The sequence below is a fragment of the Lysobacter sp. Root690 genome (genome assembly GCF_001427785.1).
GTDB lineage: Bacteria > Pseudomonadota > Gammaproteobacteria > Xanthomonadales > Xanthomonadaceae > Lysobacter.
Genome location: NZ_LMHM01000012.1, coordinates 326,058 through 343,045, shown reverse-complemented (window position 1 = coordinate 343,045; position 16,988 = coordinate 326,058). Strand labels below are relative to the sequence as shown.

General features: G+C 67.4%; 14 protein-coding genes. 4 read left to right on the top strand and 10 right to left on the bottom strand.

The annotated features are described in order from the left end of the window. Positions 1 to 350: 350 nt before the first annotated feature. From ASD86_RS09310 to ASD86_RS25865, 3 genes are read right to left on the bottom strand one after another with little or no spacing between them, the layout of a single operon-like run. Positions 351 to 1,805 (bottom strand): efflux transporter outer membrane subunit, encoded by a 1,455-nt coding sequence (locus ASD86_RS09310; RefSeq protein ID WP_082578212.1) that lies wholly within the window; start codon positions 1,803 to 1,805, stop codon positions 351 to 353. After that, positions 1,802 to 3,124 carry an HlyD family secretion protein gene (locus ASD86_RS09305; RefSeq protein ID WP_082578211.1) on the bottom strand — a complete coding sequence of 441 codons (1,323 nt, stop codon included), beginning with the start codon at positions 3,122 to 3,124 and terminating at the stop codon, positions 1,802 to 1,804. The genes ASD86_RS09310 and ASD86_RS09305 overlap by 4 nt, the downstream gene beginning before the upstream one ends. Before the next feature lie 15 nt (positions 3,125 to 3,139). Further along, positions 3,140 to 4,963 carry a transporter gene (locus tag ASD86_RS25865; RefSeq protein ID WP_157476371.1) on the bottom strand — a complete coding sequence of 608 codons (1,824 nt, stop codon included), beginning with the start codon at positions 4,961 to 4,963 and terminating at the stop codon, positions 3,140 to 3,142. A 230-nt stretch (positions 4,964 to 5,193) separates the two neighbouring features. On the opposite strand from ASD86_RS25865, the gene ASD86_RS09295 reads away from it, so the two are divergent. Beyond that, positions 5,194 to 5,748, top strand: coding sequence for a DUF2569 family protein (locus ASD86_RS09295; RefSeq protein ID WP_056109706.1), 555 nt, complete (start codon positions 5,194 to 5,196; stop codon positions 5,746 to 5,748). 211 nt (positions 5,749 to 5,959) lie between these two features. Here ASD86_RS09295 and ASD86_RS09290 read toward each other — a convergent pair whose 3' ends face one another. Both ASD86_RS09290 and ASD86_RS09285 read right to left on the bottom strand, forming a co-directional pair. Next, complete coding sequence (locus tag ASD86_RS09290; RefSeq protein ID WP_056109704.1) at positions 5,960 to 7,318, bottom strand: APC family permease; 1,359 nt, start codon at positions 7,316 to 7,318, stop codon at positions 5,960 to 5,962. A gap of 1,082 nt (positions 7,319 to 8,400) precedes the next feature. Continuing rightward, entirely contained in the window at positions 8,401 to 9,294 is an 894-nt protein-coding gene (locus ASD86_RS09285; RefSeq protein WP_056109702.1) for a LysR family transcriptional regulator, read from the bottom strand. A gap of 172 nt (positions 9,295 to 9,466) precedes the next feature. Between ASD86_RS09285 and ASD86_RS09280 the strand changes: the two genes are divergently transcribed. Continuing rightward, positions 9,467 to 10,468, top strand: a complete 1,002-nt coding sequence (locus tag ASD86_RS09280) for an aldo/keto reductase (RefSeq protein WP_056109700.1) — start codon at positions 9,467 to 9,469, stop codon at positions 10,466 to 10,468. 484 nt (positions 10,469 to 10,952) lie between these two features. On the opposite strand, the gene ASD86_RS09275 is transcribed toward ASD86_RS09280, so the two are convergent. The 5 genes from ASD86_RS09275 to ASD86_RS26550 all read right to left on the bottom strand — a co-directional run bounded on the left by ASD86_RS09275 (position 10,953) and on the right by ASD86_RS26550 (position 14,673). Next, entirely contained in the window at positions 10,953 to 13,031 is a 2,079-nt protein-coding gene (locus ASD86_RS09275) for a TonB-dependent siderophore receptor (protein ID WP_343123603.1), read from the bottom strand. 345 nt (positions 13,032 to 13,376) lie between these two features. After that, complete coding sequence (locus ASD86_RS09270) at positions 13,377 to 13,595, bottom strand: hypothetical protein (protein WP_036114276.1); 219 nt, start codon at positions 13,593 to 13,595, stop codon at positions 13,377 to 13,379. Between the two features lie 46 nt (positions 13,596 to 13,641). Continuing rightward, positions 13,642 to 13,860: a hypothetical protein gene (locus ASD86_RS09265; RefSeq protein ID WP_056109696.1), complete on the bottom strand. Its 219-nt coding sequence runs from the start codon at positions 13,858 to 13,860 to the stop codon at positions 13,642 to 13,644. Between the two features lie 146 nt (positions 13,861 to 14,006). Continuing rightward, on the bottom strand, positions 14,007 to 14,222 hold the full coding sequence (locus ASD86_RS09260; protein ID WP_046658523.1) for a hypothetical protein: 216 nt from the start codon (positions 14,220 to 14,222) through the stop codon (positions 14,007 to 14,009). 151 nt (positions 14,223 to 14,373) lie between these two features. Next, a complete protein-coding gene (locus ASD86_RS26550; RefSeq protein ID WP_157476369.1) occupies positions 14,374 to 14,673 on the bottom strand; it encodes a hypothetical protein in 300 nt (99 codons plus the stop codon). Positions 14,674 to 14,875: 202 nt separating this feature from the next. Between ASD86_RS26550 and ASD86_RS09255 the strand changes: the two genes are divergently transcribed. Together ASD86_RS09255 and ASD86_RS09250 are read left to right on the top strand one after the other, a co-directional pair. Next, a complete protein-coding gene (locus ASD86_RS09255) occupies positions 14,876 to 16,201 on the top strand; it encodes a M20 family metallopeptidase (RefSeq protein ID WP_056109694.1) in 1,326 nt (441 codons plus the stop codon). Positions 16,202 to 16,204: 3 nt separating this feature from the next. After that, the gene (locus ASD86_RS09250) at positions 16,205 to 16,969 is read left to right on the top strand and encodes a hypothetical protein (protein ID WP_056109692.1); all 765 of its coding nucleotides are present in this window, start codon (positions 16,205 to 16,207) and stop codon (positions 16,967 to 16,969) included. The last annotated feature ends 19 nt before the right edge of the window (positions 16,970 to 16,988 follow it).

Sequence of the window (16,988 nt, the reverse complement as noted above, 5' to 3'; positions counted from 1 at the left end):
ATCCTGCACGCCGCCCTTCGGGTGTGCTGTTGCTAACGCGAGTTCGATGCTTCGCAGCGCTGGGTGAACTGCGCGGCTTCAAGCGCAAGCTGAGCTACCTGCTCTACCTGTAGGAGCGGCGCAAGCCGCGACCGCGGGAAAACAACTACGTCGCAAGCCGCGTCGTCGTAATGCCGCAGGGCAGCGAAGCCCGCGCTATTCCTGGGCCATGCGCTGAACGCAATTTCGGGCGTTCGATCCGATCAATCGCAATCCAAAAACGCAGCGAAAAAGAACCACGAACCACCCAATCGACACCACCCACCTCCCGCAAGCGATGTCGAAACCGATGTTCGCGACTCGGCGAAGTTTCAACGCTCCGCCGCGACCTCCCAGCCGCCGCCCAGTGCCTTGTACAGATTCACCTCGGCGGTCAGCGCATCGCCCTGCAATTGCAGCACGGTGAGTTCGGCGTTGAACAGGTTGCGCTGCGCATCGAGTTCTTCCAGGTACGAGGCATAGCCCTCGTTGTAGCGGTTGTGGGCGATCCGCAGCGCCTCGCTCAGCGCCTGCCGCTGCTGCTGCGCCTGTTCGCGCTGTTCGCGCAGGTGCGCGATCGCGGCCAGTGCGTCCTCGACTTCGGCGAACGCGGTCAGCACGGTCTTCTGGTAACCCAATACGGCCTGGTCGCGACGCGCGGCGCCGGCTTGGACCTGCGCGCGCAGGCGACCGTGGTTGAACAGCGGCGCGAGCACACTGCCGCCGACGCTCCATAAGCGGATCGGATCGCCGCGCAACAGGCTGGAATCGAGGCTGCCGAGCGATCCGGTCAGCCGCAACGACGGCAACAGTTGCGCGCGCGCCGCGTCCAGGCTGCTGTCGGCCGCGGCGATCTGCGCCTCGGCCTGGGCGATGTCAGGACGTCGACGCAGCAGTTGCGAGGGCACGCCGGCCGCGGGCAACGCGGGTGCGGCGATCGCGTCCAGTGCGCGTCCGCGCGGCACCGCTTCGGGCGCGCGACCGAGCAGTACCGACAAGGCGTCTTCCTGGCGCCGGATCGCCAGCCGCAGTTGCGGCACGACCTGCGCGGTGGCGCGGTATTCGGCCTGCGCCTGCGCGAGTTCCAGACGCGAGCTGTAACCGGTGTCGAAGCGGCGCTGGGCGACCTTGAGCGCGCCTTCGCGAGACACCAGCGTGCGTTGCGCGACCTCCAGCCGCGCGTCGCTCGCGCGCAGGCCCAGGTAGGCCGACGCGACCGCCGCGGCGACGCTGAGCCGCACGCTGTCGGCGCCGGTCTGGCTGGCCAGCAGGTTGGCGCGCGCGGCGTCGGTCAAGGCGTCGAGCCGGCCCCACAGGTCGACTTCATAGGCGGCCTGGAACTGCGGCTGGCTGACGTCGGAGATGTTGGCGCGACCGGTCGCGGCGCTGACGCTGCGCGAGCGTTGCGCGCTCGCGGCGAGGTCCAGGGTCGGCCACTGCGCCGCGCCTTGCGCATCGAGCAGCGCGCGCGCCTCGGCGACGCGCGCGGCGGCCAGGCGCAGATCGGTGTTGTCGGCGAGCGCGGTGTCGACCAACTGGCTCAACACCGGATCGTTGTAACCGCGCCACCAGTCGCGTTGCACCGCGATGCCGGCGCCGGGCGCATCGCGCCAGGCCGGCGGCGGTTCGAGCGTGGTCGGCGGCGGGGCGACGGTGACGCAGGCGGCGAGCGCGCTGATCGCCAATGCGAGCGAGGCGATGCGCAGCGAGGCGATCGGCCGGGCGACGCGTCGTGTCGTGGCGAAGCGCGTGATCGCGACGCGCGGCGTCGGTGCGTGAGTGCTCATCGGGCCGGGTCCGTCCCGGTGGACGGCGGCGTGGACGGCGCTTGCGCGGGCATTGCAGGCGGCTCGGACGTTTGCGATGCCGGTGCTTTCGAAGCTTCGTTACTCGCGCTGTTCGCGTGCGTGGCGTCGCTCGCGTTCGGCGTCGGCCCCACGTTCGAACCCGCGCGCTGCTCAGTCGACCCATTCGCTGACGCCGCATTCCCAACAACAGCCGCATCACGCGCCGCATTCGCCACCGCGGCCTGTTCGTCGCGACGCACCGCGTCTTCGTCGACCTTGCTCGCGGTGTCGACCGTGGCTTCGACCGACATGCCCGGGCGCAGTCGCGCGGCGAGCTCCTGATCGGGGTCGATCGCGATCCGTACCGGCAGCCGCTGCGCGACCTTGGTGAAATTGCCGGTCGCGTTGTCGGTCTTGATCACGCTGAATTCCGAACCCGTGGCCGGCGACAGGCGTTCGACATGCCCATGCAACACCGCGCCATCGAGCGCATCGACCCGGAATGACGCGGCCTGTCCGGGCCGGATCCGCGCGGTCTGCGATTCCTTGAAATTCGCCACCACCCACACCCGCGACGGCACCAGCTGCATGAGCTGCGTGCCGGGTGTGACGTACTGGCCCAGGCGCACGCCGATCTCGCCGAGCTGGCCGTCCTGCGGCGCGTGGATGCGGGTGTTGGCCAGATCGATCTCGGCCAGGCGCAACGCGGCTTCGGCGTTGGCGACGGCGGCGGTCAGCGCGTCGCGGTTGACGATCACCGAACGCACGTCTTCGTCGGCCGAACGCCGCGCGGCCTGCGCCTGGCCCAGGCCGGCCTCGGCCTGACGCAAGGCGGCGAGGGTCTGGTCGCGTTCGCGCAACGACAGCGAGCCGTCGCCGACCAGCGCGCTGGCGCGGCGCATGTCGGCCTGGGCGCGGGCGAGGTTGGCCTGCGCGGCGGCGAGCTGGGCCTCGACATTGGCGACCGCGGCTTCGCGCACGCGCCGCGACTGGGTCGAGTTGGACAGATTGGCCTGCTGCGCGGCCAGATTGGCGCGCGCCTGATCGACCCGCTGGCGGTAGTTGCGATCGTCGAGTTCGACCAGCACCTGCCCGGCCTTGACCCGCATGTAGTCCTGCACCCGCACCTGGGCGACGTAGCCGTCGACCTTCGGCGCGACCACGGTGACGCTGCCGCGCACGTAGGCGTTCTCGGTGGTCTGGCGCGCGCTGGAGAACGGCCACAGCCGCCACGCGTACAGGATCAGCAGCACGCCGACGATCGCGATCACGATCGCGGGAATGGTGGCTTTGGACTTGAAGGGCGTCTTCAAAGGCATGGGGCGTCCTTCGGATCAGGGGCGGGCGGGAGCCGCTGGCGGGGATTGGATCGCAACGGCCGTGGTGGGCGCGTCGTCGGGCGGATCGGCCGGTGCCGGCGCGGCGGCGGGCGGACCGAACGGGCCGGGCACCTGCGAGGCGAAACTCACCACGGTGTGGCCGCGCCGCCACAGCTGCCAGCGCATCAGCATCGCCCACACCAACACCAGCGCGGCCAGCCACGCCACCGCCAGGAACACGTCGTTGTAGGCCAGCACCCACGACTCGCGGGTGACCTGCTGGCTCAGCGAGGTCAGCGCCTGATTGCCGCGCGCGGCCGGATCGCCGACCACCCGCGCGACCGCGCCGCCGAGTTGCTGGGTGCGCAGCACCACCTGCGGATCGCCGAGGGTGAGCTGCTGCATCAGCTGCTGGTAATGCGCGGTCTGCTGCCGGGCCAGGTAGGTGCCGAGCACGGCCGAGCCGAGCAGGCCGCCGAGTGCGTTGGTGGTGCTGAACAAGACGATGAAGGTGACCAGGTTGCGCACGCCGTCGGCGACCACCCGCACCAGCGCGAGCAGGATCGAACTGGCCAGAAACATCGACGCGGCCATCGCGATCAGGGTCTGGGTGATGTAGAAATTCGCCGGCCGGGTCAGGTTGGTCGCATGCGAGTCGATGTAGGCGCACACGCCGACGATCGCCACCGCGATCAGCCCGAGCATGTCGAAGCGCTGCTTCGGCAGGAACGGCAACGTCACCACGAAGCCGCCGACCGTGCCGATCAACACCAGCCAGAACATCGTGTGCATCTGATCGTTGAGCAGGCCGAGCACGTTGAGCAGGCCGACCGCGCCGACCGATTGCTCCGACAACACCATGCGCGACAACACGATCGCCAGCCCCAGCCGCACCATGTAGCCGCCGTGCAGCAGCCAGCGGATGTTGACCATCGGCTTGGAGCGGTTCATCTCGATCACCACGAACGCGCCGGCGCAGATCACCGCGGCGACCAGGCATTGGCCCAGCCACGGCGTGTCCAGCCACCAGCGCAGGCGGCCCTGGGTCAGCACCACGCAGACCAGCGCGATCGCGCTGGCGTACAGCGGGAAACTGGCGATGTCCCAGCGGTCGAACATGTTCTGACGCGGCACCGGAGTGACCCGCAGCAGATTGATCGCGGCCAGGCAGGCCAGCGCCAGGCCCAGTTCGAACATCACGATGCCGTGCCACTGCGCGTTGAGCAGCAGGCTCTCGGCGATGATCCGCGAGATCGGCGCGCCGGTCTGCAGCGCGGCGAAACCGAACATCAGGCCGATCACTTTCTTCGGCCCGGCGAACACCTCGGCCATGTACAGCACGGTCAGCGAACTCAAGGGCGCCGCGGCGATACCGAGCGCGGCGCGCGCGGCGATCGCCGAGTCCAGGTCGTTGGCGAGCAGATGCACCACCGCGGCGACCACGAACAGGCCGATGCCCAGGTCGGCGAACAGGCGCAGGCCGTAGTGCAGGCGGAACTTGGTCAGCAGCAGGCTGGCCGGGATGTTGGTGGCGAAGTAGGCGGTCAGCAGCCAGGTCGCCTCGGCGCTGGTCGCGCCGAGCGCGCCCTGCACCTGCTGCAGGTTGGACGCGACCAGGTTCATGCCCAGGCTCTGGGTCAGGCCGAGCAGCAGCGAGATCGAGACGAAGCCGGCGATGCGCCAGCGCGACATCGGCGCGGGCGCGGCCGGCGGGCCGGCGGGCGGCGATACGTCGGTGGGTGGCGCGGCGCCCGCAGTGGCCGAGGGCGCGCTCGCCGGCGGCGTGGCGTCAGCCGCGGGCGAAGATGGCGACGGGTCGGTGGCGGAGGTGCTGGCCATGGATCGAGGCACGCGGCTCCGGCGGGTTGCAGGCGTTAGTAGGCAACAGCGGGCGGTCAAGGATCAAGCGCGCGCGTGTCGGTTGGGCTGTCCTATTACGCTGGAATACTGCGCCGCGTGCGTCGGCGGGATGTGATGCGGCGCAAGGTTCGCTATCGTGCGCGGGTCGCCGCCGCGGCCGGGTTCAGGGGGAAACCGGCGTTGTGCCGCGATGTAAACGGAATACCCGCATGAGCACCGAAGAAGATCCGTACCGCCGCGTGCCGGCCCAGACCGCGCGCGGCCCGCTGCAGTGGGGCGACGAACCGCTGCAGTTCAGCACCAACCGCGAGGAGCGCAATCGCGCGCCCAGGAACCTGGGCGGCTGGCTCAGGCTGGTCACCTTGATGATGTTGATCGCGCCGCTCAACCTAATCGGTGGCGTGGCCATGAGCTTGAACACCGTAGGCCAGCTCGCCATCGCAGGCAGTGTCCTGGAGCCGGCCGTTCAACTGGCGATGATGACCCACGTCTGGGGCGGTTGCCTGTTGTTGTTGGCCAATGTCGTCGCGCTGGTCTTGCTGTTCCTCAAATCGCCGTGGTTCCCGCGTGTGTTCATCGGCTGGCTGGCCTTGGATCTGATGCTGACGGTCGGCGCGGTCGCGCTGCTCGGGCGTGCCGACGGCGCGCCGGTTGCGCTGGAGCACCACTTCAAGACGATCATGTGGCGCGCGCTGGTGATCGACAGTATCTGGATCGCTTACGCGCTTTTGTCCAAGCGGGTAAAGACTACCTTCGTTTACTGAAACCAGCGCGGGGTTCGTCGGCGATTGGCGTGAGCTTCGCCGTGGCGGTCGCAAGACATGACAAGCGTCGTGGTTGTGAGGTCGTGGTCGCGGCTCGCGCCGCTCTTACAGGTAGTTCCGTGACCATCGGCCTCGCCCTGTAGGAGCGGCGCCAGCCGCGACCGCGACACCGCACGAACGTCGCAAGCTCGATGTCGACGCGCGCTCCCGATTACCCGGCCGTCGCGCCACGCCGCCAAAACGCCAGCAACCCGTACACCGCCACCAGCACGATCAACGACGCCACGATCGCGGCCCATTGCTGCGCGGTCATCGTCGCCAGGATCGCCGCCATCGTCAGCACCGCGAGCAACGGCATCGGCCAGCTGCCGCCGGGCATGCGGAACGGTTCGCCCGCGCCGCGCAGGTCGCGCGCCTGCGCGCGCCAGGCCGCGATCGACACCGCCGCGAACAGCAGGCAGATCGCGCCGCCGGAAATCAGCGCCAGGGTTTCGAAGTTGCCGATCAAGGCCAGCACCAGGGCGATGCCCGCATGCGCGAGCAAGCCCACGCGCGGCACGTGATAGCGCGCATCGACTCGGCCGAACGCGCGCGGCAGATAACCGTCGCGGCCCAGCGCGAACAACAGGCGCGAGGACGAGAACAGATTGCCCATCAGGAAGCCGGTCATCGACACCCCCGCGGTGATCAGCAACAGGCCGTGCGCCGGCGACCAGATCGCGCCGGCCGCGTCGGCCACCGGCGCGGTGCTGTCGGCCAGGCGCGCGCCGAGCAGGCCCTGGCAGGCGACCTGGATGCCGATGTACAGCAGCACCACGACCACGATCGCCGACAAGGTCGCGCGCGGCACTTGGCGGGCCGGATCGCGCACTTCGCCGGTCGGCACCAGCGCGGTTTCCATGCCCGAATAGGCGAACACCACCAGCACCATGGACGAACCCAGCGCGCTCCACGACGGCAGTTCGGTCCAGCCGACCTGGCTCCAGTCGACGAAGAACAGACCGACGCTGGCGAGCAGGAACAGCGGCGTGAGCTTCAAGGTCGCCAGCAGCACGATCATGCGCGCGCCGAGTTTCACCCCGAACGCATTGAGCGCGAACAGCGCGGCATAGACCGCGGCGATGAACAGACCGCGCGGCAACGGATCGCGGAACAAGGTCCAGGCGTTGCCGGCCTGTTCGGCCAGCGCCGCGGCGACGCCGGCGCTGGAGGAGGTGTTGCAGATCCACATCAGCGCGCCGGTGAGGAAACCGGCGAACGGCCCGAACGCGGCGCCGACGAAGGTGTAGGGCCCGCCGGTCGCGCTGGCGCGGCTGCCGATCGCCGAGAAACACAGCGCGATCGGAATGATCGCGATCGCGCCGGCCACGAACACCAGCGGCGCGCTCGCGCCCATGCGTCCCATCAGCAGCGCCGGCAGCATGAAGATGCCCGCGCCGACGATGATGTTGATGATCGAGGCGCCGAGCTGGAACGGGCCGAGTGCGCGGACCAGGGCGGCTTCGCCTTGCAGGGTGGCGGGCGCTGGGTCGGCGGAGGACGTCGGAACGGGCGGATCGACAGCGGTCATGGCGGCTTCCCGGCGGGTCGGGCGCAGCCTCGCATGGCGTGGAGGTAAAGGCGAGGTCGGGTGCAGCAAAGTGAGGGTTCGCGCCTGCGCGGCGTCGCTTAGCGCTTGTCGCTTTCATTGCGGAGCGGAGCAGGCGTACTTCCTGACCATCGCCTGTGCTGTTCCCCCCTTTGAAAAAAGGGGGGTGGGGGGATTTGCTTTTTCCCCACAACCGCTGCGCTGCCACCGCCAAAGTTGTGTGGCTCAGGAAGCTACTGCGCCGACTTGCGAGCAAAAGCGAATCCCCCCTGCCCCCCTTTTCCAAAGGGGGGAAAAGCAAAAGCGCGTGTGTCGCTTCATGGCTGATGTCGCATTGCCAATACCGTCGTTGTCGACGTCGCATGCAGACAGCGGGCGCAATCACATAACCCACTTTGGAAAAGGGGCGAGCGCCCCGCGCAGGCACGAAGCCAGATCGAATGCATAGCGCGGGGGATTCGCTTTTCGATCCGATGCGGCGATCTGGATGGAAAAGCGAATCCCCCCCCTGCCCCCCTTTTCCAAAGNCGTGCGTCGCTTCATGGCTGATGTCGCATTGCCAATACCGTCATTGTCGACGTCGCATGCAGATAGCGTGCGCACTCACATAGCCCACTTTGGAAAAGGGGGCGAGCGCCCGGCGCAGGCACGAAGCCAGATCGAATGCATAGCGCGGGGGATTCGCTTTTCGATCCGATTCGGCGATCTGGATGTAAAAGCGAATCCCCCCCTGCCCCCCTTTTCCAAACTNCGTGCGTCGCTTCATGGCTGATGTCGCATTGCCAATACCGTCATTGTCGACGTCGCATGCAGACAGCGTGCGCAATCACATAGCCCACTTTGGAAAAGGGGGCGAGCGCCCGGCGCAGGCACGAAGCCAGATCGAATGCATAGCGCGGGGGATTCGCTTTTCGATCGGATGCGGCGATCTGGATGGAAAAGCGAATCCCCCCTGCCCCCCTTTTCCAAAGGGGGGAAAAGCACTCAAGGTTATGTTTGCGATATCTCGGCGGGACTGCATGCGATGTTGTCGGTGGATGCACGCCACCCCGACACGCGCAGCCTCACATCCCCTCACGCATGAAATCCACGAACACCCGCAACTTCGTCGGCAATTGCTTGCGCGCCGGGTAATAGATGTAGAACCCCGGAAACGGCGGCTGATAATCCGCCAGCGCCTCGACCAGCCGCCCGCATTGCAGGTCCTCGCGCGCGATCGGTTCGAACAGCTGCGCCAGTCCCAGCCCGGCGCGCGCGGCGCTCAGGATCATCATGCCGTCGTTGCAGATCAGTCGGCCCTGCACGTCGACTTCGAAGTCGCGGCCGTCGCGGCTGAACTCCCACGGGTACAGGCGCCGGCTGCCCGGCAGGCGCAGACGGATGCAGTCGTGGCCGACCAGATCCTGCGGCGTGCGCGGCGGCGGATGACGCGCGAAGTACGCCGGCGTGGCCACGATCACCTGCCGCTGCAGCCCGCCGACCGGCAGCGCGATCATGTCGCGCGCCAGGCATTCGCCCAGGCGGATGCCGGCGTCGAAGCCGCCCGCGACCAGATCGGCCAGCGTGTCGTCGGCGAACAGCTCGACCTCCAGCTCCGGATAGCGCGCCAGGAACGCCGGCAGCCGCGGCTCAATCAGAATTTTGGCCGCGGTGCGTCCGACATTGATGCGCAGCCGCCCGGTCGGACGATGGCGGACCGCGTCGAGGTCGTCGAACGCGGCCTCGATCTGCGCCAGTCCCGGCCCGATCTGTTCGAGGAAGCGCGCGCCGTGCTCGGTCAGGCCGACCTGACGGGTGGTGCGGTTGAGCAGGCGCACTCCGAGTTTGCTCTCCAGGGCGCGGACGGTCTGCGACAGCGCCGACGGCGACACCTCGAGTTCGGCCGCGGCGCGAGTGAAGCTGCCGAAGTGGGCGACCCGGGCGAAGGCGAGGACGGCGGGCAAGGGATGGGCGGCCATGGCGGCTCCCGAAGCGATGATCGAGCCTTGATTATGAAGCAGATCTTCAAGAGTCATTCGGATAACGCCGGTTTTTCGCGCAATCAGACCGGCCTAAAGTGCATCCACGCCTTTACCGGACGCGCGGCCCTTCCCCCACCGCGTCTCGTCCCTTTCGATCAGGAGCCCCACCATGACCACCCTTCCGACCCGCCGCCTTGGCCGCAACGGCCCCACCGTGTCCGCCCTGGGCCTGGGCTGCATGGGCATGAGTTTCGCCTACGGCGCCGCCGACGAAACCGAATCGCTGGCCACCCTCGACCGCGCGCTGGAACTGGGCGTGAGCTTCCTCGACACCGCCGATATCTACGGCCCGCACAGCAACGAGGAGTTGCTCGGCCGCGCGTTGAAGGGCCGCCGCGAGCAGGTGTTCCTGGCGACCAAGTTCGGCATCGTGTTCGATCCGGCGCGGCCGCAGGCGCGCGGCGTCAGCGGCCAGCCCGAGTACGTGCGCAGTTCGATCGAAGGCAGCCTTAAGCGCCTGGGCACCGACCACGTCGACCTGTACTACCAGCACCGCATCGATGCCTCGGTGCCGATCGAAGAGACCGTCGGCGCGATGGCAGAACTGGTGCAGCAAGGCAAGGTGCGCTACCTCGGTTTGTCCGAGCCATCGGCGGAAACGTTGGAGCGCGCGCACGCGGTGCATCCGATCACCGCGGTGCAGAGCGAGTACTCGCTGTGGACGCGCGACCCAGAGCGCAACGGCGTGTTCGAGGTGTGCGAACGCCTGGGCATCGGCTTCGTTCCGTACAGCCCGCTGGGCCGCGGCTTTCTGACCGGCAACATCACCAGCGCCGATCAGCTGCAGAGCGACGATTTCCGCCTGACCACGCCGCGCTTCCAGGGCGACAACTTCGCCCACAACCTGGCGCTGGCGCAGCAGGTCAAGGCGATCGCGGCCGATAAGGGCTGTACGCCGGCGCAGTTGGCGCTGGCCTGGGTGTTGGCGCGCGGCGAGTACCTGGTGCCGATTCCGGGCACCAAGCGCCGCAAGTATCTGGAAGACAACGTCGGTGCGCTGCAGGTGTCGCTGTCGGCGGCCGAACGTGCGCAATTGGATACCTTGTTCGCGCCGGAAGCGGTCGCGGGCGATCGCTACACCGCGGTCGGGATGGCGTTGATCGGGCGTTGAGGGTGGTTTGACAGGCTGCGGCGCTTGCGTCGTGGTCCGTTGCTTTTTGGGTGGCGCGCAGCGATCTGGGCGTAAAAGCGAATCCCCCCTGCCCCCCTTTTCCAAAGGGGGGAACAGCAAAAGCGCGCGCGTCGCTTCACCGCTGATACCGCACCGCCGACATCGCCGACATCATCATGGTCGTCGTTATCGTTGCCGCATGCAGATAGCACGCGCAATCACATAGCCCACTTTGGAAAAGGGGGCGAGCGCCCGGCGCAGGCACGAAGTCAGATCGCAGGCATAGCGCGGGGGATTCGCTTTTCGATGCGACGCGGCGATCTGGATGTAAAAGCGAATCCCCCCTGCCCCCCTTTTCCAAAGGGGGGGAACAGCAAAATCCCGTCAATCGGTCGCTTCAACAATCAGCGAACTAATCAATCAGCAAACGCACCCAGCGGCCAACTCACCACTGATACCGCACCGTCGCCGTCACCGTGCGCGGTTAGCCGTAATAGCACCAGATCGCGCTGTTGCAGACGCTGACGTATTCCTTGTCGGTCAAATTGCTGGCGTTGAGCTGAAAGCGCCAGTTGTCCAGGTCGTAGCGCAGCGACGCGTCGAACAAGGTGTACGACGGGGTCTTCCACTGGTTGTAGATGTCGCCGTAATGCTCACCGGTGTAACGCACGCCCGCACCGATGCCCAAACCCGACAACGCGCCGTAGCCGATGGTGTAGTCCGCGCCCAGCGAAGCCACGTTGCGCGGCTGCAGGGCGATCTGCTTGCCGAGCGCGGCCACGTCGTTGGTCTGGGTCACCTTGCTGTCGGTGTAGGTGTAGGCGCCGTACACGCTCAGGCCGTTGCGGAAATTCCAGCGCCCCTCCAACTCGGCGCCGCGCACCCGGGTTTCGCCCTGCTGGACCGAGAACAAGGTGTGATTCGGATCGACGGTCAGGGTGTTTTCCTGCTTGATCTCGTACACCGCCAGGCTCGCCAGCGCGCGACCGCTCGCCGGCTGGAACTTCAATCCGGCCTCGATCTGTTCGCCGGTGGTCGGCTTGAACGACTGGCCGGCGAAGTTGACGCCGACGGTCGGTTCGAACGACTGCGACCACGCAACATACGGCGCCCAGCCAGAATCGAACAGATAGTTCACGCCCAGACGCCCTGAAAACTTGCTGTCGTCCTGGCGCTCGCGCGCCACCGGCGTGGCCAACAGCTGATCGGTGCGGGTGCGCACCTTGTCCTGGCGCCCTGCCGCGGTGATCACCCAGCGGTCGATCTTGATCTGATCCTGCAGGTATACGCCGAGCTGTTGCTGCAGCTTGTCCTGACGCGAGGTGTAGGCCGGCTTGACGATCGGCGCGCCGTAGACCGGATTGAAGATATCCAGCGACGGCGCGCCGAACGCGAACGCCGAGGCGTAGTCGCTTTCCAGGCGGCGGTAATCGAGACCGGCGAGCAGCGTATGCCGCCAGGCGCCGGTGTCGAATTTCACTTCCACGTTGTTGTCGACGGCGAAAGATTTGGAGCTTTCCTCCAGCGGGAAGTAATAGCGCGTCAGCGTGCGCTGATCGGCCTGCAGTCCGAACGCGCCGACGCCGGCGTCGTGATCGACATCGACCTTGCCGTAGCGCAGGTTCTGCCGGAACGTCAGCGCCTCGTCGAAGCGGTGGCTGAATTCATAGCCCACCGACTTCATCGTCTTGAGGTAATCGTTCCAGCCCGGCTCGCCGGTGTAGCGGCTGCGCGGGATCTTGCCGTTGGGATTGGCGAACAAGGTGCCGTCGGCCGGCAGGAAGCCCCCGCCCTGCGCGGTGTCGGCCTTCTGGTAACGCGCCAGCACGGTCAGCGAGGTGTCTTCGCTGGGTTTCCAGGTCAGCGCCGGGGCGAAGAAATAGCGGTCGTCCTGCACGTAATCGACCACGTTGTCGCTGTTGCGGGCCAAGCCGGTGAGCCGATAAAACCAGGTGCCGCTGTCGCCGAGCGGGCCGCCGAAATCGAACGCGGCCTGGCGCAGGTCGTAATTGCCGAGGGTGACTTCGACTTCGCGCAACGCTTCGGTGGTCGGCCGCTTGCTGACCATGTTGATCAGGCCGCCGGGCGGCATCGCGCCGTACGACACCGAGGTCGGGCCCTTGAGCACGTCCAGGCGTTCCAGGCCGTAGGGTTCGATGCGGGTGCCGCCGGTCCAGACGCCGTCGGTCAGTGCCAGCCCGTCCATGTAGCGTGCCGGGTTGAAGCCGCGCACCAGCAGCCAGTCGCTGCGGGTGTCCTGGCCGTAGCCGCCGCCCTGCGCGCCGGCGGTGTACCACACCGCTTCCTCCACGCCCTGGATGCCGCGGTCGCGCATCTGCTGGGCGGTGATCACCGAGATCGACTGCGGCGCTTCGATCAGCGGGGTGTCGGTCTTGGTCGCGGTCTGGCTGCGCTTGGCGATCGGCGCGCGCACTTCGACGTTGTCCAGGGTGGTGGCGTCGGCCGGCGCATCGGCGGCGTGTACGGCGAAGGCGCCGAGCAGCAGCGGCACTCCGAGCAGGGACAGTCGGATCGCGCTTGCGAGCGCGCGGGAGTCGGACACGGACGAGGTCGGCATAGAGGCCTGGACGGAAGCGGAGAAGGGAGCGATCGCGGCCGCGGCTCCGTGCTCACCGGCAAACGATAACCATTCTCATTTTACGGGTGCGGCGGGGCGGGGGCAAATCCGCGCGACGCGGCCGTACGGGGCAAATCGGGTGCGAGTGCGGGGCGGGACGCGGCTTCGACCGGATCGACGCCTCGGCCCCGAGGCTCGCGCGCGGCGGCTTCGCGCCCGCGGCGATGGCGGACTTGGCCGCCGCAACGAAAGGGCCTTCAGCCCCGGCGCTTTACGCCGGCGCGAAGGCCCTTCCGACGGGCGCTTTGCGCGCGCCCGCTATAGCGATCCTCAGTCGATGATGATTTCCGGCATCAACGGGCAGTTCTGCGGCGCGGCGCAGAGGTTGTGCTGGTGCGCGCAGACGCCGTAGTCGCCGCCGGTGGCGGTCATGCAGGCGTTGTAGATGTCCATGCATTCGATACAACTGCCCGCCGAAGCGGTGGACGCGAAGCCGGCGGCGAACACGAACGCGGCGGCGAACAGGGTCTTGTGGCGAATGGAACGCATACGAACCTTCTCCTTGGTCGACGGCGGGAAACAACGCGGATGCGGATCAGATCTCCGGCATCAACAGGCAGCCCGCGCGCTGAGCGCAGACGTTGTACTGGTGCACGCAGAGCCACTGCTCCGCATCGGGTTTGGACATGCAGTAGTCGTAGGTGTTCATGCACCCGTCGCAGCGGGGATTGAACTGCGCCGACGACGCCGAAGCGAAACCCGCGGCGAACACGAACATCGCGGCCAACAACGTCTTGTGCTTAGAAATACGCATAACGACCTTTCTCCTTGGTCTGTGCCGGATTGGCGGTGGCTGGCGTTGCGTACGAGTCGCCATGACGCGAATGGTCGATGGCGACGCGAACAGCAAAACGCCATCGACGCGGATGTCGATGGCGGGTATGGCAAATTGCCGCGGCGTCAGATCGGCATGTACGGGCAGTTGTAGCGCCCGGCGCAGATGTTGTACTCGGTGACGCAGGCGTCGATCGAGGCATCGGGCTGACTGACGCAGTAATCGTAGGTGCCCATGCACGAATCGCAGCGCCAATCGAACGAGGCCGAGGCCGTCGAAGCGAACGCGGTGGCGAACACGAATGCGGCGGCAAACAATGTCTTGTGGCGGGTGATACGCATTGACCTGTCTCCTTGGTCGGTGCCGGAACGGCCGCGCCAGCATGCCCGCCGGCGCTGCGCGGCTATGTGACTGGGTTCACGCCTGGGCAAACCCCGCGCCGATCGTGTAAGCGGTCACCTCGCGGCACCACGATCGGCCCCACCGGAGGTGTCAGTCCCCTACCACCGAGCAATGGAACAGACGCATGCATCGCTCGTAGCGTTTCTGGCAGAGCAACGGGACAGCATCGGGCTGCAACACGCATTGCTCGTAGCCGGTCACGCACGCAATGCAGTCCGGATCGGGCTGCGCGGACGCCATCGAAGAAAATCCCGCGGCGAATACGAACGCAGCGATGAAGCACGTCGTGGGCCGAGCGATACGCATTGACCTGTCTCCTTGGTCGGTGCCGGAACGGCCGCGCCAGCATGCCCGCGCGAACACGCCGCCGATGTGATTGGGTTCACGCATGCGGGCGCGGCGCGCTCGGCGAGCGAGCGCCACGGACGGGGACGTTCGATGCGAGTCGCGGCGGCCTCGACGGACCCGTGCCGATCACCGGCATCGCAGGCGTGGTCGAAACACCGCGTTGCGCGAATACACCGCTCGCCCGCGTATCGCCGCGCGCGGATACCTTTTAGGATCGAGGGCCCTCACTGCCGCGGAGTTCGCGATGCCCTGGTCCGATCGCGCGTCGATCTCGTTGTTGGCGCTGTCCCTGTCGGTCGCATCGGCGATGTCGGTGCAAGCCCAAGCCGCCCCGGCGGACCCCGCGCGCACCGCCGAGGCCGCGCATGCGGTCAACGCCCAGGTCGTGGGTTGGCGCCGCGACATCCATCAGCATCCCGAGCTGGGCCAGCAGGAAGTCCGTACCGCGAAACTGATCGCCGACCAGCTGCGCAAGCTCGGCCTGCAACCACGTACCGGCATCGCCCACACCGGCGTGGTCGCGGTGCTCAAGGGCGGCAAGCCCGGGCCGAAGATCGCGATCCGCGCCGACATGGACGCGCTGCCGGTAACCGAACCGCCCGGGCTGCCGTTCGCATCCAAGGTCACCGCCGATTACCGCGGCCAGCCGGTCGGGGTGATGCACGCCTGCGGCCACGACGCGCACGTGGCGATCCTGCTCGGCGTGGCGACCGCGCTGGTCGCGCAGAAGGATCAGCTGCCGGGCGAGGTGATGTTCGTGTTCCAGCCGGCCGAGGAAGGCCCGCCGGTCGCGGGCGCGCCGTTCGGCGCCAAGCTGATGCTCGACGAGGGCGTATTCAAGGACTTCAAACCCGAGGCGGTGTTCGGCCTGCACGTATGGGCCGGATTGCAGGTCGGCGAAGTCGGTTATCGCAGCGGCCCGATGCTGGCCAGCGCCGACGAATGGAGCCTGACCGTGCGCGGCAAGCAGACCCACGGGTCGCGGCCGTGGGACGGGGTCGATCCGATCACCGTCGGCGCGCAGATCCTGCTCGCCAGCCAGAGCCTGATCGCGCGCCAAGTCAACATCGCCGCGACCCCGGTGGTGCTGACCGCCGGCCAGTTCAATGCCGGCGTGCGCTTCAACATCATTCCCGACGAAGCCAAGCTGGTCGGCACCTTGCGCACCTTCGACGCCGGCGTGCGCGAGGATGTGATCGCGCGCCTGCGCCGCACCGCCGACGACTACGCCCACGCGGCCGGCGCCACGGCCGAGCTGCAGGTGGTCAACAACGCGCCGGCCACGGTCAACGATCCCGCGCTGACCCGACGCGTGCTGCCTTCGCTGCAACGCGCGGCCGGCGAGGACAAGGTCAGGGAATCGGGACTGGTGACCGTGGCCGAGGATTTCTCCCAGTTCGCCAACACCGTACCGGGGTTCTATTTCTTCGTCGGCTCGACCGCGCGGGGAACCGACCCGGCGAAGGCGCCGATCAACCATTCGCCGAACTTCATGCTCGACGAAGGCGCGCTGGAAGTCGGCACCAAAGCCATGCTGCAGGTCGCGCTGGATTACCTGCACGGGCCCTGAGGCATGGACGAACCCGCGCCGGGACGCGCCACGCACCTGATCGACGGTAAGTCGGACGATGTGATTTCGTCGTCCGCGACCGTCACGTCCACGCCGTTGCGACTGAGCGGGCGGGTGCGCGAACTGGAACGCACGATCGAATCCATCCGTCGCCCGGGCCACGGCGTCCTGACCCAGTTCGCGGTGTATCGCTTCCGCCTCGATCGCGTTCGTCTGGCGTTTTACGCACCGATGTCGGAAGACGAATACGCGCCATCGCCGCTGAGCGAAGGCGACCGCGTGGACGTCGCCGCACAGCGCTACACCGGGCGACGGCACCACGACGATGAGATCGGGGTCGACGGGATCGGCGACGACGGCGTGGTCCTCGCGCTGGAAAACCGCGAGAACGGCCGCCGCTACGTTTGCCACAGCATCTTCCGTTGGCTGGTCCTGGACATCGCGCCGGTCGGCTACACCCCGCGCATGCTGCGCGCAGCGCTGTACTGGACCGTGGGACTGTCGGTGGCGGCTATCGCGATCGTCGCGGCCATCATCGGATTGGACGCGGCGTTGTCGTCCGGCCAAGCGTCGTGGTCGTGGCTGCTCGACGAAGGCCTGTGGGTGATCGCGCTGGTCGATGCGGTGATCTGGGGGCCGGTGGTGGTCTTGCAACTGCGCTGGCGATTGGGGCGGCCGACCCGGCGTCAGGCTTATAGCGATCGGGTGTATGCGGCGATGGGTTACGGGTCGGTGTTGCGGCCGGTGGCGGGGTTGGTGGAGTTGTAGGTCGTCGATTTGCGCTGGC